The 13,824-nt window shown below is 65.9% G+C and carries 14 protein-coding genes; 4 read left to right on the plus strand and 10 right to left on the minus strand.

The features are described 5' to 3' along the window. Positions 1-105: 105 nt before the first annotated feature. The 4 genes from E2E30_RS03345 to E2E30_RS20690 all read left to right on the plus strand — a co-directional run bounded on the left by E2E30_RS03345 (position 106) and on the right by E2E30_RS20690 (position 2,776). Positions 106-570, plus strand: a complete 465-nt coding sequence (locus E2E30_RS03345; protein WP_240699017.1) for a hypothetical protein — start codon at positions 106-108, stop codon at positions 568-570. Beyond that, on the plus strand, positions 567-1,142 hold the full coding sequence (locus tag E2E30_RS03350) for a DOMON-like domain-containing protein (RefSeq protein ID WP_133187239.1): 576 nt from the start codon (positions 567-569) through the stop codon (positions 1,140-1,142). Before E2E30_RS03345 ends, E2E30_RS03350 begins: the two co-directional genes overlap by 4 nt. A gap of 139 nt (positions 1,143-1,281) precedes the next feature. After that, positions 1,282-2,478, plus strand: coding sequence for an exo-beta-N-acetylmuramidase NamZ family protein (locus E2E30_RS03355; protein ID WP_133187241.1), 1,197 nt, complete (start codon positions 1,282-1,284; stop codon positions 2,476-2,478). A gap of 154 nt (positions 2,479-2,632) precedes the next feature. Further along, the gene (locus E2E30_RS20690) at positions 2,633-2,776 is read left to right on the plus strand and encodes a hypothetical protein (protein WP_157134576.1); all 144 of its coding nucleotides are present in this window, start codon (positions 2,633-2,635) and stop codon (positions 2,774-2,776) included. 6 nt (positions 2,777-2,782) lie between these two features. On the opposite strand, the gene E2E30_RS03360 is transcribed toward E2E30_RS20690, so the two are convergent. From E2E30_RS03360 to E2E30_RS03405, 10 genes are all read right to left on the minus strand, one after another. After that, positions 2,783-3,961: a vWA domain-containing protein gene (locus tag E2E30_RS03360; protein WP_133187243.1), complete on the minus strand. Its 1,179-nt coding sequence runs from the start codon at positions 3,959-3,961 to the stop codon at positions 2,783-2,785. Positions 3,962-3,970: 9 nt separating this feature from the next. Then, complete coding sequence (locus E2E30_RS03365) at positions 3,971-5,353, minus strand: hypothetical protein (RefSeq protein ID WP_133187245.1); 1,383 nt, start codon at positions 5,351-5,353, stop codon at positions 3,971-3,973. A 59-nt stretch (positions 5,354-5,412) separates the two neighbouring features. After that, the gene (locus E2E30_RS03370; RefSeq protein WP_133187247.1) at positions 5,413-5,976 is read right to left on the minus strand and encodes a CHAP domain-containing protein; all 564 of its coding nucleotides are present in this window, start codon (positions 5,974-5,976) and stop codon (positions 5,413-5,415) included. A gap of 99 nt (positions 5,977-6,075) precedes the next feature. Next, a complete protein-coding gene (locus E2E30_RS03375; RefSeq protein ID WP_133187249.1) occupies positions 6,076-6,930 on the minus strand; it encodes an AAA family ATPase in 855 nt (284 codons plus the stop codon). Between the two features lie 72 nt (positions 6,931-7,002). Next, entirely contained in the window at positions 7,003-7,665 is a 663-nt protein-coding gene (locus E2E30_RS03380; protein ID WP_133187251.1) for a DUF6975 family protein, read from the minus strand. A 122-nt stretch (positions 7,666-7,787) separates the two neighbouring features. Continuing rightward, complete coding sequence (locus E2E30_RS03385) at positions 7,788-8,681, minus strand: PAS domain-containing protein (protein WP_133187253.1); 894 nt, start codon at positions 8,679-8,681, stop codon at positions 7,788-7,790. A gap of 178 nt (positions 8,682-8,859) precedes the next feature. After that, positions 8,860-10,887 (minus strand): RNA polymerase sigma factor RpoD, encoded by a 2,028-nt coding sequence (gene rpoD, locus E2E30_RS03390; RefSeq protein ID WP_133187255.1) that lies wholly within the window; start codon positions 10,885-10,887, stop codon positions 8,860-8,862. Then, on the minus strand, positions 10,887-12,764 hold the full coding sequence (gene dnaG / locus E2E30_RS03395; protein WP_133187257.1) for a DNA primase: 1,878 nt from the start codon (positions 12,762-12,764) through the stop codon (positions 10,887-10,889). The genes rpoD and dnaG overlap by 1 nt, the downstream gene beginning before the upstream one ends. Further along, a complete protein-coding gene (locus tag E2E30_RS03400; RefSeq protein WP_133187259.1) occupies positions 12,761-13,186 on the minus strand; it encodes a GIY-YIG nuclease family protein in 426 nt (141 codons plus the stop codon). The genes dnaG and E2E30_RS03400 overlap by 4 nt, the downstream gene beginning before the upstream one ends. A 103-nt stretch (positions 13,187-13,289) precedes the next feature. After that, entirely contained in the window at positions 13,290-13,742 is a 453-nt protein-coding gene (locus tag E2E30_RS03405) for a GatB/YqeY domain-containing protein (RefSeq protein WP_133187261.1), read from the minus strand. Between the last annotated feature and the right edge of the window lie 82 nt (positions 13,743-13,824).

Consider the following 13,824-nt stretch of genomic DNA (forward strand, 5'->3'; position numbering starts at 1 on the left):
CGGCGCTGCGTGCGCGTGCTCTGGCAGGCCGATTCTTGGCTATCGCGGTGGCGCGATCGCATTTATTCCCTCGGCCGCATGACCCATCGCGCATCCTGGCTGGCCGTGCTCCTCCTCCTTGCGGGGTGCAGTCCCGACCGACCGCCCCCGGCGACGGTGCTTTATGCCGGCCTGCCCGTGAGCGGCAGCGTCGGCGATGCGCGCCGCGCGGGCTTCACCGACTGCGTCCAGCCCGATTGGGGGCGCCTGCGCTGCCGCCGTCACGACGTGAGGTTCGAAGGCGCGGGGCCGTTTGAAGCGGCGGTCGATCTGGTCGGCCATGATGGCGGCGGCGGTTTCGACGCGCTGACGCTGTGGCACGCGGACGACCAATATGCCGTCTACAAGATCACCGACGCGCTGGAGAAACAGGGCTGGCAGAATTGCAGCACGGGCGATGGCGAGCGCGGCGACCAGATCGTCTACACGCGCAAGGGCGCGCCCGTCCGCGTCTCGATGGACCTGAGCTATTGGGGCAAGCGGCGGTTGCGGCTGATCCCCGCATGGAACACGAAGGAGCGACGCTGTTGAGCGAATTTATCCCCGAGGTCCCGCGTCCGCAGGCAACGCGCTACCGGTTGGTCGCGCATCCCGATCTGCCGCCCGGCGCGGTCGAAGCGGTCGATGTCGATGTCATCAGGGACGGCGACACGCTGCTGCTGACCTTCATGGTCGAGGGCAACGACCATGTCGCCTTGCCCGATTGGGTCGCGGCGGCGCGCACCGACGATCTCTGGAAGACGACGTGTTGCGAGCTGTTCCTCGGCGTGGCGGGCGATGCCGGCTATGTCGAGTTCAACTATTCCCCCTCGACTCGCTGGGCGGCGTATCGCTTCGCGGCGCATCGCGCGGGCGGGCACGATCTGCCGCTCACGGTCGATCCGCGCGTCGACCGTGGCGACGACAATTCGGCGTATCTCGTCGAGGTCGAGCAATCGCTCGCCGATCTTCCCAGCGGGCCGTTCGAGATGGCGCTGACCGCGGTGATCGAGGAAACCGACGGCACCAAATCCTTCTGGGCGCTCGCCCACACCGACGGGCCGCCAGATTTCCACAACCGGGATTGCTTTATCGCGACCCTCCCGGCCGCCGACCACCCTTGACCCCAATTCGTTCCCCGGCGAAGGCCGGGGCCCAGTCGCGGAACAGCGGTTTGCCGACGCAGCGCTCGCCAACGATCGCGGTCGCGACTGGGCCCCGGCCTTCGCCGGGGAACGGACGAACCAGCGAGACCTTTGACCCATGAAATTCGGTATCGATCGCCTCCTCGCCGACCCCGCCTTGCGCGCCCCGCTAGAGGGCAAGCGCGTCGCCTTGCTCGCGCATCCTGCCTCGGTCACCGCCGACCTGACGCATTCGGTCGATGCGCTAATCGCCGCGGGTCTGAACGTCACCGCGATGTTCGGCCCGCAGCACGGTGTGCGCGGCGACCTGCAGGACAATATGGTCGAATCGCCCGACTTCACCGATCCGACCTACGGGATGCCGGTGTTCAGCCTGTACGGCGAAGTGCGCAAGCCAACCGGGCAGTCGATGGGAACGTTCGACGTGATGCTGGTCGATCTGCAGGATCTCGGCACGCGGATCTACACCTTCATCACGACGCTGCGCTACGTGCTCGAGGCCGCCGCCGAGCACGGCAAGACGGTGTGGGTGCTCGATCGCCCGAACCCGATCGGCCGGCCGATCGAGGGGCTGACGCTGCGCCCCGGCTGGGAGAGCTTCGTCGGCGCCGGGCCGATGCCGATGCGCCACGGGCTGACGATGGGCGAGCTCGGCCATTGGTTCATCGACCTGCTCAAGCTCGACGTCGACTATCGCGTGATCGAAATGGAGGGCTGGCAGCCCGACGTCGCGCCGGGTTTCGGCTGGCCGAGCGACCGGGTGTGGATCAACCCCAGCCCCAACGCCCCCAACGTCATGATGGCGCGCGCTTACCCCGGCACGGTGATGCTCGAGGGCACCACGCTGTCCGAAGGCCGCGGCACGACGCGTCCGCTCGAACTGTTCGGCGCCCCCGATATCGACGCGCGCGCGGTCGTGGCCGAAATGCGTCGGCTGGCGCCCGAATGGCTCGATGGCTGCCAGCTGCGCGATATCTGGTTCGAGCCGACTTTCCACAAGCATGTGAAGACCTTGTGCAACGGCGTTCACATCCATGCGGAGGGTCCGGGCTATCATCACGCCGCGTTCCGTCCGTGGCGCGTCCAGGCGCTGGCGTTCAAGGCGATCCGTGGGCTGTATCCCGATTACGATCTGTGGCGCGATTTCCCGTACGAATATGCCTTTGGGAAATTGCCGATCGACGTGATCAACGGCGGCCCGGGCTTGCGCGAATGGACCGACGACTCGGCAGCGAGTCCGCGTGACTTGGACGCGATGACACAGCCTGACGAGGCCGATTGGGCCGAGTCGCGGGCGCGTTTCCTGCTCTATTGAGCGATAGGACGGATACGACACTCGTTTCGTCGCGCTTGCGCAACGACTCGGGGGTGTGTTGGGATTCGAAGGTGGCGCTTCATCCCTCGGTATTCCATGACAATTCTATCGATTGCCGGCCCGGGGGGGTCGTATCGTGTGCCGGAGAAACGTCGTGGAATCCGATCGTCACTTCTACATGCGCCGTGTCGTCGCAGAACGCCTTGCCGCCGCGCGCGCCGTTACCGAGGAGGGCCGCCAGCGCCGCCTCGTCCTCGTCGAGACCTATCTGCAGAAACTCCAGGCGATGCCGGCCTGACCCGGCTCACCGCTTGCGCGTCAACTCGCGCATCGCGTCGTCGAGTCCGGCGAGGGTCAGCGGGTACATCCGGTCGATCATCAGCTCGCGGATGATGCGCAGGCTCTGCGAATAGCCCCATTGCTGTTCGGGGATCGGGTTGAGCCACACCGCCGCTGGGTAGGTGTTGGTAAGCCGATGCATCCACACCGCGCCCGATTCCTCGTTGAAATGCTCGACCGAGCCGCCGGGATGCGTGATCTCGTACGGGCTCATCGAGGCATCGCCGACGAACACTAGCTTGTAATCATGGCCGAACTTGTGGAGCACGTCCCACATCGGCGTCCGTTCGGAAAAGCGGCGGGTGTTGTCCTTCCAAACGCCCTCGTACGGGCAATTGTGGAAATAGAAGAATTCGAGGTTCTTGAACTCGGTCGTCGCCGCCGAGAACAGCTCCTCGCAGAGCTTGACCCACGGGTCCATCGATCCCCCGACATCGAGGAACAGCAGCAGCTTGACCGCATTGCGCCGCTCGGCGCGCATCACGACGTCGAGCCAGCCCTGCCGCGCGGTGCCAGCGATCGTCGCGTCGATGTCGAGCTCGTCCGCCGCGCCCTCGCGCGCGAACTTGCGCAGGCGGCGCAGCGCGATCTTGATGTTGCGGGTGCCGAGCTCCTTGGTGTTGTCGAGGTTCTTGAAATCGCGCTGGTCCCACACCTTCAGCGCGCGCTTGTGGACGCTCTCGCCGCCGATGCGGACGCCCTCGGGATTGTAGCCGCTATTGCCGTACGGGCTGGTGCCGCCGGTGCCGATCCACTTGCTGCCGCCCTGGTGGCGCTCGTGCTGCTCGTCGAGCCGCTTCTTGAGCGTCTCCATGATCTCGTCCCACGACCCGAGCGATTCGATCTTCGCCATTTCCTCAGGGCTGAGATATTTCTCGGCGACGGCCTTCAGCCAGTCGGCGGGGATATCGGCGCTGGTCTGGCCGAAGGTGGTGGCGATGCCCTTGAACACCTTGGCGAAGACTTGGTCGAACTTGTCGAGCAGCCCCTCGTCCTTCACATAGACGGCGCGCGACAGATAATAGAAATCCTCGGGCGTGCGGTCGATCACTTCGGCGTCGAGCGCCTCGAGCAGGAGCAGATGCTCCTTGAGGCTGGCGGGGATGCCGGCGGCGCGGAGCTCGTCGAGGAAGTTTAGGAACATGGCGCCATGCTAGGGCCGGCGCTCGTACAGTGTCCAGTGGGATCCCGACAGGCCATGCGCGCGCGCGGACGCAAAGGCGCGATACCGTACCCCGCATCGGACCGGATCGACCGGGAAGGTCTCGCCCTTGAACCGATCGACGAACAGGAAGCGGACGGGCTTGCACCCGGGGGCCAGGACCCTGATCGGGTAGTGCAGATGCGCTGCGGCAACCTCGAGCATCGCTTGTCCCATCCAGCGGTCGATGACCACCACGCCACCGCGCGGCGCGCGCGCGCGCATCGCGATGATCGCTTGGGTGGGGTCTCCGCGCTGGTTGCGGATGAGGTCGACATCCTGCCACAGGCTGCCGGCGGTTATTCCTGCCAGCGCGAGCAAAGCGAGTCCGCGGTGCCACCCGCCCCGCGCGATCATCGTTCCGCTGGCCTCGGCGATCAGCAACAGCAAGGCAAGCGCTGCCACCAGGTAATAGCGCGGGTGCCCGGGATTGCCGGCGTGGAGGATGGCGAGGGTCACCGGAAACGCCGCTATCGCAAGCGTATAGAAGATCGCGCGGTCGGTGCCGAGACGCCGCGCCAGAACCACCAGGATCAGCGCGGCGGGCATCAGCCAGAGCGAAACGATCGGCCAGCCAATCGTGTAGCCGAGCATTTCGACGATCGCGTGGAGGAAGAGCAGAAGCTCGAACGGTTTGTAATCGCCGAATTGAAACCCCAGCGGGCTGGCCAAGGCCGCCCCGGCGAGGACGCCGAGCACGATGCCGAGCGTGATCACCGCTGGAAAGAACAGGACGAGCGCCCGCCTCGCGGCCACGACCACGCCGTGTCGCGCGTACAGCGTCAAGCACACCCAGCCGATCAGGGCAATGCAGCCGAACAGCATCGTCAGTTGCGACAGCGCGCCGAGCGCAAAGCACAAAGCCAGCCGCATCCGCGTACGCTCGCCGCGTTCGTCGACCAGCCAGCGATCGATGAGCAGGATCGCGAGGAGCAAGGCGAGCGACATGCCCGCATAGCCGCGCGCTTCCGATCCCATCGTCACGACCATCGGCGAGACGGCGAACAGCAGCGCTGCGATCAGCGCGATGCCGTGGCTGCGTCGGCGAAAGATCTCCGCGGCGACGGGGATCGCCAGTGTGCCAGCGACGATAGACAGCGCGCGCTGCAGCAATGGGGGCGCGTCGAAGCCGACGAACTGCAACCATAGCGAATTGAGATGGTGATTGTTGTCGTGATTGATCTTGAGGAAAACCCCGAGCGGCGTCCCCGCCATGTGCGCGAGCTCGGCGGACCACGCTTCATCGAGCCACAGCCCGCCCGTCGCCGCGGCGGTTCGCAGGCCGAGGCCAAGCAGCATGATCGCCGCGAGGAAGAAGGAAAATTGCCGCTGCACCCGATACGCCCCCCGATACGGCGGGTCTAGCGACGCGATGTTGCGCGATGGTTAACGCTTTACCGAACGTACGAGTCGATCAGCGCGCCGACATAATCGGGATCGCGTCCGGTGAGTTCGGGGGCGGGCTGGGCGCGGCTGCCATGATCGAGCGTGCTGCCATAAACGAAGCCGTAGGTCGGGTAGATCGTGCTCCCCAGGGCATCCATGTCGCGGTACCACACCTTGACCGCGCTCCAGTCGCCGCGTGGCGAAACGTCGGTGAGCGTGACGTCCTGCTCGGCATGGCCGCGTTCGCCGTTCTGGCGCGACCAATTGGCGTGCGTCACCATCACGACATGGCTGTCGACCACCCGACTGATCACCGCGACATGGCCGAGCGGCAGCCGCGACGTGCGTTCGAACACGATCACCGCGCCAGGGCGGGGGATATCGCCGCGCTGATACCGTCCCGCGGCTTGCGTCCACCAGGTCCAGGCGTCGCCATAGATCGCGATGCCCGAGGCCGCGCGCGCGAACGGTACGCACTGGCCGACATAGTCGAGCAGCGAGGTCTTCGCGCCTGCGGGCATACCGAGCGGCAGCAGCGCGGCCGCGAACAGCAAGGGAAAAAGGTTACGCATACAGGCATCCGATACCGGGTGCCCCCCAAAGACCGCGTAACGGGAAAGGGTTTAAGCTGAGGTTACCATCGTTCGACCGGACCCCGCGCGATCAACCGCTCAGCCCTTGTTCTGCTGTCGTTTGGCCATGAAGGCGAGGCGTTCGAACAGCATCACGTCCTGCTCGTTCTTGAGCAGCGCGCCGTGGAGCGGCGGGATCGCCTTGGTCGGATCGCGATTCTGCAACACGTCGAGCGGCATGTCCTCGTGGAGCAGCAGCTTGAGCCAGTCGAGCAATTCGCTCGTGCTCGGCTTCTTCTTGAGGCCGGGGACGTCGCGCACGTCGTAGAAGATATCCATCGCGCGGTTGACGAGGATCTTCTGGATGCCGGGGAAGTGGACGTCGACGATCGCCTGCATCGTCGCACGGTCGGGAAATTTGATGTAGTGGAAGAAGCAGCGGCGCAGGAACGCGTCGGGCAGTTCCTTCTCGTTGTTGCTGGTGATGATGACGATCGGGCGCTCGACCGCGCGGACCGTCTCCTTGGTCTCGTAGACATGGAATTCCATGCGATCGAGTTCCTGCAACAGATCGTTGGGGAATTCGATGTCGGCCTTGTCGATCTCGTCGATCAGCAGGACGGGGGGCGTGTCGCGGGTAAAGGCTTCCCACAATTTGCCGCGGCGGATGTAATTGGCGATGTCGTGGACCCGTTCGTCGCCGAGCTGACCGTCGCGCAGCCGCGCGACGGCGTCATATTCGTACAGGCCTTGCTGTGCCTTGGTGGTCGATTTGATGTTCCACTCGATCAGCTCGGCACCCAGCGCCTTGGCGATCTCATACGCGAGCACGGTCTTGCCGGTGCCGGGCTCGCCCTTGACGAGCAGCGGCCGGCGCAGCGTGACGGCGGCGTTGACCGCGACCTTGAGATCGTCGGTCGCGACATAGCCCTGTGTGCCCTCGAAACGCTTCATCGCTGCAATCCCGTTTCATTTGAATACCGGGTACGGCGATAGAGGGAAACGGGGGCGCAGCGCAAGCCGCGGCTAGAGCCGATCGCGCGCGATCGCGCGCGCCTCGATCAAGTCGCACAGGCCACGATGCTGCGCGAAGGTTTGTTGCGCACCGAACGCCATCGCGCGGCGGACCGCAGCGCTGGCGCCGTGGCCTTCGGCGATCGTCTTGGTTTCGGCGATGTCGGGGAGCTGCGTCGCGGCGATCGTCGAGCCGGCCCGGCGCGCCGCCGCATCGAGGATTGCGCGGAAGGCATGCCAGTCGATCACCAGCGCGAGCGCCGCGCCGGTCGAGCAGCCCGCGCGATCCGACCGCGCGAGCATGTCGAAGGTATGGCGCATCGCGGCGAAGGCGGCGTCGCTCTCGGCCTGGCCCGGTGTCGATGGGAGCGGCCCGACCGCAGCCGTCAGATGCGCGAGGTAGCCGCGTTCGAGCTGGAAGCCCGCGGCGGCCGCGGCGATCCAGCGATTGTCGAGTTCGGCCACGCTGCGCCGCGCGGCTTCGTCGAACAGATCGTTGAGCCGGCCGTGGACCGAGCACAAGGCGTGCACGGCATCGGCGAGGTCGCGCCCGGCAGCACCAGGCGCCGACAGCCGCCGGAACAGCGTGTGCCCGGCAACGCCGTCGTCGATCGCCAAGGCCGCGATGCAGCCTGCGTCTGCCGCTGTCGTGGAATGATTGGATGCGATCGCCATGAGCTCCGTATTGTCCTCTTGTCCCGAGCCGGAAGTGGCGCGGGCGTTGTTCGCTGCGAGGAGTGCAACCAAGGGATATACCGAACCGCGTAAAGAGCTGGTTTAGAGGCAGTTAAGGGTACCTAAACCAGATCGCTGATCTGACACGCGGCAACGATCACCGCGACCGCGCCGACGATCGCGCCATCGCGGCGGATCGGCGCGAGCGCAATCCGAACGCGAAGCGCCGGATGGGCGGCGCGGAGCAGAGCGCTGTCGAGCGGGGCGGTCGCCTTGCCGCCGAGCGCGTCGGCGAGCGCCGCCTCGAACGCGGGGCGTTCGTCCGTTGCGAAGAAAGCGGCGAAGCGCTGCTGGAACGGCACCGCAGAAGCGAGGTCGAGCATCGCACCGAACGCCCCGCTGATCGGCTCGCCGAGCATGCCGTCGGGATCGAGTGTTACGGTCGCGATTCCGGCGACGGCGAGCGCCGCGCTGGTAGCGTGCGCTGCGCGCGAGTCGCGATCGCGTGTCGCGTCTTGAGCGATGATCGCGACGCCGCCACCGGCCGGCTCGATTGCGAGCAACAGCATCCGCCCCGCGCGCGCCGCCGAGGCGATTTCGAGCCGCTCGCCGATGCCGCGGTCGATCACGTGGCGGATTGCCGCGGCAAGCGTCGCGCGGACGTCAGGCGGCACGATCGCATCGACGGGCGCCCCCGGCCGCGCGAGGACGCCGAAATACGCGCGCGCCGCCCGGCTCGAACCGAGGATCGCGCCAGACGAATCGGCGACGAGCACCGAGTCGCCGATCGCATCGAGCACCGCGATCGCATCGATGGGCGTTGGAGCAGGCAGCGAGGGTTGCGCCGCGCACAGCGCATCCATCGTCTCGATCGAGGTCAGCACGAAGCGCGGCCGACCGCGATGGAGGACATAGAGCGGGGCACGCGCGGCGCGCTCCTGCCACGCGCCGAAATGGCGCACGAGGTCCGAGGCGGTGACGAGCTGGTCAGCGGCGAGGGCGGGGTGCGACGACATCGCGCAAGGCGTACGCAAAAGTCGCCGCCGCCGTCACACGGTCACGCCGATATGGACCCATCTTGCGGCGGATTTGCAAGGGTCGGCGGTACGCAAATCGCGTATCTGACGGTATTGCGAAGGAGCGGTCGCCCGGCAAAGCGGCAGCGGTGGCGCCGGGCCACCGCTGCCGTCAGGCTTACTGGTCGAGGAACGACCGCATCTTGCGGCTGCGGCTCGGATGCTTGAGCTTGCGCAGCGCCTTCGCCTCGATCTGGCGAATACGCTCGCGCGTGACCGAGAATTGCTGGCCGACTTCCTCGAGCGTGTGGTCGGTGTTCATCCCGATCCCGAAGCGCATGCGCAGCACGCGCTCCTCGCGCGGCGTCAGCGAAGCCAGCACCCGCGTGACGGTTTCCTTGAGGTTCGCCTGGATCGCGGCATCGACCGGGATGATCGCGTTCTTGTCCTCGATGAAATCGCCGAGATGCGAATCCTCCTCGTCGCCGATCGGCGTCTCGAGGCTGATCGGCTCCTTGGCGATCTTCATCACCTTGCGGACCTTCTCGAGCGGCATCGACAGACGCTCGGCCATTTCCTCGGGCGTGGGCTCGCGGCCCTGCTCGTGGAGGAACTGGCGGCTGGTGCGCACCAGCTTGTTGATCGTTTCGATCATGTGCACCGGGATACGGATGGTGCGCGCCTGATCGGCGATCGAACGCGTGATCGCCTGACGGATCCACCACGTCGCATAGGTGCTGAACTTGTAGCCGCGGCGATACTCGAACTTATCGACCGCCTTCATCAGGCCGATATTGCCCTCCTGGATGAGATCCAGGAACTGCAGGCCGCGGTTGGTGTACTTCTTGGCGATCGAGATCACCAGCCGCAGGTTCGCCTCGACCATTTCCTTCTTGGCGATCCGCGCCTCGCGCTCGCCCTTCTGGACCATGTTGACGATGCGACGGAACTCGGTGAGCGCCATGCCGGTGGCCTGGCTGATCTCCGAAATCTCGGTGCGGATACGGTCGGCGGCGTCGCTCTCGTTGGTGACGAAGGCGGTCCACTTCTTGTCGATCTTGGCGACCGACGGGAGGAACTGCTCGTCGAGCTCGTGGCCGATGTAACGATCGAGGAAGTCCTTGCGCGGCACCTTGTGGCGCTCGGCAAGGCGCAGCATCTGGCCGCCCAGCGCGGTCAGGCGCCGGTTGAAGGCGTAGAGCTGGTCGACCAGATATTCGATCTTGGCGTTGTGGAACTGGACGCTCTCGACCTCGGCGGTGAGCTCCTCGCGCAGCTTGTGATACTTCTTCTCGTCGCCGCTCGACAGTTCGCCGCCGCCCGCCATCGCGTCGAGCCGCGACTGCTGGATCTTGGAGAACTTCTTGTAGAGCGCAGTGATGTTGGCGAAGCGTTCGAGCGCGATGGGTTTCAGCTGCTCTTCCATCTGCGCGAGGCTGAGGGTGTTGTCCTCTTCCTCGTCGTCGGACGCGCGCGGGGTGCGGCGCTCGCCATCCTCGTCCTCGTCGACCGACGGCTCTTCGGGCTCGGCCTCTTCCTTGAACGACGGGCCGGCGTTCTTCTCGGAGATCTCGCCGTCGCCCTCTTCGGCTTCGGCCATCGCCTCAGGCGCCGGGTCCTTCGACAGCATCGCGTCGAGATCCATGATCTCGCGCAACTGCATCGTGCCCTCGTTGAGCGCGGTCGACCAATCGATGATCGCGTTGAAGGTGATCGGCGATTCGCACAGACCCAGGATCATCGTGTCGCGGCCGGCCTCGATCCGCTTGGCGATGGCGATTTCGCCCTCGCGGCTGAGCAATTCGACCGCGCCCATCTCGCGCAGGTACATCCGCACCGGATCGTCGGTGCGATCGATGACTTCCTTCTTCTTGACGTCGAGCGCAGGGCCGGCGTCTTCGCCCGGCTCGGCCGTCTCGGCATCGTCCTCGTCGTCCTGCTTGGGCTGCTCGTCGCCTTCTTCGCCCTGCTCGTCATTCTCGACGATGTTGATGCCCATTTCGCTCAGCGCGGCGCTGATGTCCTCGATCTGGTCGGACGACATCTCGCCCTGCGGGAGCGCTTCGTTGAGCTGCTCGTAGGTGATGTAGCCACGCTTCTTGGCGCGGGCGATCACCTTCTTGATCGACGCATCGTTCAAATCGATCAGCGGCGCATCGCTACCCTCGGTGGTTTCACCGACATCCGCCATATCCGTCTTCGCCATCAACTGCCCTCAGCAAAAGCCCTGGCGTCCTCGTTCGACTGCACCAGATTGGCGAGTCGCGCGTCCAGAGCCTGTTGTTCCTTCACGAGCGACACTTGCCGCTCGAACGCCTCATCCGAATAATCGGTCTGCATCATCGCCGTCGCTTCGGCCAGAGCCGCGTCCACTTCAGGCCGCGCCACCAGGATCGCGATCGCCTCATCGAGCTCCTCGCGTGCCCTGGCGGGCTCGGCATCTCTTTGGGTGAACGAACACATGAGTTGGTCGGCCCGCAACAGATCGTGCGCGATTATATCAAATCCAGATGTGGCCAATATGGTAAGAAGGCGCTCACTATCAAGCGTCTGTTCTTCGAGCGCTGCATCAATCATCGCATCGAGCAGGTGCGAGAGGCGGTGATCGGTGATGGTGAGGCGGCTGAGCTCACCGATATGGCGCCCGATTTCGGTCGGATGGCGGAGCAGGCCGATCAGCACCGGTTTGGTCAGCACGCCGTCCATGCCGCGTGCGTGGATGCCCTTGGCGCCGTCGCCGACCGGGCCGGGGGCGGGTTTCCACGGCTGATTGCCCTTGCGCCCGCCACCGCCTTGCGGGCGGGGGACGAACGGCGCGCGGGGCGGGCGGGCGTTGAGCGCGTCGGTGCGGCGGCGGAATTCGGCGATATATTCCGATTTCACGTTGGCATCGGCGATGGTGTTGGCGATCTCGGTGAGGCGTTGCTTGAGGCCGGCGCGCTGTTCGGGAGTGGTGAGCGGTTCGGCGGCGAATTCGCTCGCCCACAGCCGGTCGACCAGCGGCTCGGGCTTGGCGAGCAGCGCCTCGAGCGCGCCGGGGCCCTTGGTGCGGACGAGATCGTCGGGATCGACGCCCGGCGGGAGCGTGACGAAGGCGAGGCTGCGGCCGGGCTGGAGCAGGGGAGTGGCACGGTGCGCGGCGCGGATCGCGGCCTTCTGCCCCGCGCTGTCGCCGTCGAAGCACAGGATCGGGACTTCGGCGAGCCGCCACAGCCGCTCGAGCTGCGCTTCGGTCAGCGCGGTGCCGAGCGGGGCGACCGCCTCGCGGAACCCCGCCTGGGCGAGCGCGATGACGTCCATATAGCCCTCGACCACCAGCACGCGGCCGGTCTTGCGCGTGGCGGGGGCGGCCTTGTCGAGATTGTAGAGCGTGCGGCCCTTGTCGAAGAGCGGAGTCTCGGGCGAGTTGAGATATTTCGGCTCGCCATCGCCGATGATCCGCCCGCCGAACGCGATCGTACGGCCGCGGGGGTCGCGGATCGGGATCATCAGGCGGCCGCGGAAGCGATCGTACGGGGTCTTTTCCTCGACCTTGATGAGCAGGCCCGCCTCGACCAGCAGCGGGTCGCCATAGTCCTTCAGCGCGCCCTTGAGGCTCCCGCGCGAATCGGGGGCGAAGCCGAGCCCGAACTCGCGCGCGGTCTCGGGCTTGATCCCGCGCTTGGCAAGAATGTCGCGTGCGGTAGCGCCCGCCAGGCCGTTGAGCTGGTCGGTGAACCAACTGGCGGCGTCGGCGCAGGCTTCGTGCAGGCCCTTGGCGGCTTCGGCCTTCTCGGCGGCGCGCGGGTCCATCGCCGGGAGTTCCATCCCGGCGTTTTGCGCGAGTTCCTTGACGGCATCCATGAAGGGCAGGCCGCGCTGGTCGGTCATCCAGCGGATCGCGTCGCCATGCGCCGAGCAGCCGAAGCAATGGTAGAAGCCCTTGTCGTCGTTGACGTAGAACGACGGCGTCTTCTCGTTGTGGAACGGGCAGCACGCGCGCCATTCACGGCCGGCCTTCTGGAGCTTGGTGGTCTGGCCGACCAAGCTCGACAGCAGGGTGCGCGCGCGGAGTTCGTCGAGGAATTGCGGGGAGAGGGTCATACGCGAGGTTCTGCGACTGAGGGAGCATTCGCCCATCCGTTCGTTTCGAGCGAAGTCGAGAAACCGGAGCTGCTGCCGGGTTTCTCGACTTCGCTCGACACAAACGGGGAGCAAATGGTGTCTGTTGGGGCGGCGGTTCGCTCTTTCGGCGGGCGGGCGAAATGCGACACCAAGGACCAATTTCCTGCGATCAACGCCTCCTTCTTCGCGCGCGACCAGCCGCCGACCATCCGCTCGGCCTCGAGCGCTTCGATCCGGCTTGGGAAATATTCGCTCCACACCAATGCCACCGGCATGCGCCGCGAAGTGAACTCACAATGCCCGCCGGTCTGGTGCTCGCCAATTCGGCGATCGAGATTGTCGGTGTGACCCGTGTAGAATTTGCCGTCGGAGCAGCGGAGTATGTATGCCCAAAACGCCATGCGCCCATAATGCGCGCATCGTGCCGTTCGTGTCGAGCGCCGTCGCCGGTTTCTCGACTTCGCTCGAAACGAACGGTGGAGGAGCGCGTCCTCCCGTCGAGGATTACGAAAGCGCCGCCTTCACCGCCGCGCTCGCCTTGCTCATATCGAGCGTCGTCGCATGGCGCGCCTTCAGCTCGGCCATTACGCGGCCCATGTCCTTCATGCCGGTCGCCCCCAGCTCGGCCTTGATCGCCTCGATCGCCGCCGCAGTTGCCGCTTCGTCCATCTGCGTCGGAAGGAAGCGCTCGATCACCGCGACCTCGGCCGCTTCGCCATCGGCCAGTTCCTGGCGCCCGCCCTTGACGAACATCTCGATCGACTCGCGGCGCTGCTTGACCATCTTCTGCAGCACTTCGACCACCAGCGCGTCGTCATCGTCGGGCGCCTTGCCGGTACGTGCCTCGATGTCGCGATTCTTGATCGCGCTCTGGACGAGGCGGAGGGTGGCGGTGGTCGCCTTGTCGCCGCCCTTCATCGCGGTGATGAGGGCAGCCTTGATGTCGTCGCGAATCATTACGGGTCCTTTTCGTGTGGCGGAGACCCTAGCGGGTTTATCCGATCGACGCCCCGTTTATCAGATTGACCTCGGGGCCGAG

The organism is Sphingomonas sp. AAP5 (assembly GCF_004354345.1).
Lineage (GTDB): Bacteria > Pseudomonadota > Alphaproteobacteria > Sphingomonadales > Sphingomonadaceae > Sphingomonas > Sphingomonas glacialis.

Bases quoted from the DNA above. Each gene is read 5' to 3' on its own strand.
- E2E30_RS03405 (WP_133187261.1), bottom strand. From the start codon at position 13,742: ATGATTCGCGACGACATCAAGGCTGCCCTCATCACCGCGATGAAGGGC.
- rpoD (WP_133187255.1), bottom strand. From the start codon at position 10,887: ATGGCGAAGACGGATATGGCGGATGTCGGTGAAACCACCGAGGGTAGC.
- E2E30_RS03360 (WP_133187243.1), bottom strand. From the start codon at position 3,961: ATGTTCCTAAACTTCCTCGACGAGCTCCGCGCCGCCGGCATCCCCGCC.
- E2E30_RS03385 (WP_133187253.1), bottom strand. From the start codon at position 8,681: ATGTCGTCGCACCCCGCCCTCGCCGCTGACCAGCTCGTCACCGCCTCG.
- E2E30_RS03375 (WP_133187249.1), bottom strand. From the start codon at position 6,930: ATGAAGCGTTTCGAGGGCACACAGGGCTATGTCGCGACCGACGATCTC.
- E2E30_RS03400 (WP_133187259.1), bottom strand. From the start codon at position 13,186: ATGGCGTTTTGGGCATACATACTCCGCTGCTCCGACGGCAAATTCTAC.
- dnaG (WP_133187257.1), bottom strand. From the start codon at position 12,764: ATGACCCTCTCCCCGCAATTCCTCGACGAACTCCGCGCGCGCACCCTG.
- E2E30_RS03370 (WP_133187247.1), bottom strand. From the start codon at position 5,976: ATGCGTAACCTTTTTCCCTTGCTGTTCGCGGCCGCGCTGCTGCCGCTC.
- E2E30_RS03380 (WP_133187251.1), bottom strand. From the start codon at position 7,665: ATGGCGATCGCATCCAATCATTCCACGACAGCGGCAGACGCAGGCTGC.
- E2E30_RS03355 (WP_133187241.1), top strand. From the start codon at position 1,282: ATGAAATTCGGTATCGATCGCCTCCTCGCCGACCCCGCCTTGCGCGCC.